Source organism: Legionella lytica, from assembly GCF_044626755.1.
GTDB lineage: Bacteria > Pseudomonadota > Gammaproteobacteria > Legionellales > Legionellaceae > Legionella > Legionella lytica_A.
Genome location: NZ_JBGORX010000029.1, coordinates 1 through 647, shown reverse-complemented (window position 1 = coordinate 647; position 647 = coordinate 1). Strand labels below are relative to the sequence as shown.

Genomic DNA, 647 nt, shown 5'->3' with positions numbered 1-647 from the left:
AAACCTTCATCCATCGCAATAGGAGCATGTAGGTTAATTACTAATTGTACGTTATCGCCTGGCATTACCATTTCAACACCTTCCGGCAAGTCGCAAGTACCTGTTACGTCGGTTGTTCTGAAATAGAATTGAGGTCTGTAACCATTGAAGAATGGAGTATGACGTCCGCCTTCTTCTTTTGATAACACGTACACTTCTGCTTCAAATTTAGTGTGTGGCTTAATTGTGCCTGGCTTAGCTAATACTTGACCACGCTCAACTTCATCACGCTTAGTTCCACGTAATAACACACCAACGTTGTCTCCAGCGCGTCCTTCGTCCAACAACTTGCGGAACATTTCAACTCCAGTACAAGTCGTCTTAGTCGTATCGTGGATACCAACAATTTCAATCTCTTCACCAACTTTAACAATTCCACTCTCAACACGGCCAGTTACTACTGTACCACGTCCAGAAATTGAGAATACGTCTTCGATTGGTAACAAGAATGCTTTATCAATGTTACGAACTGGCTCAGGAATATATGAATCCATTGTATCAACCAGTTTCTCAATTGCTTTAACACCAATATCACTTTCATCGCCTTCCAGTGCTTTCAGCGCTGAACCAACAATAATAGGAATGTCATCGCCAGGGAAATCGTAGCT

The 647-nt window shown here is 42.2% G+C and carries 1 protein-coding gene; it reads right to left on the bottom strand.

What is annotated here, in order from left to right; genetic code table 11:
* Positions 1-647 (bottom strand): EF-Tu C-terminal domain-related protein (locus tag ACD661_RS16925; protein ID WP_400189009.1); only part of this gene is annotated, 647 nt, incomplete at both ends.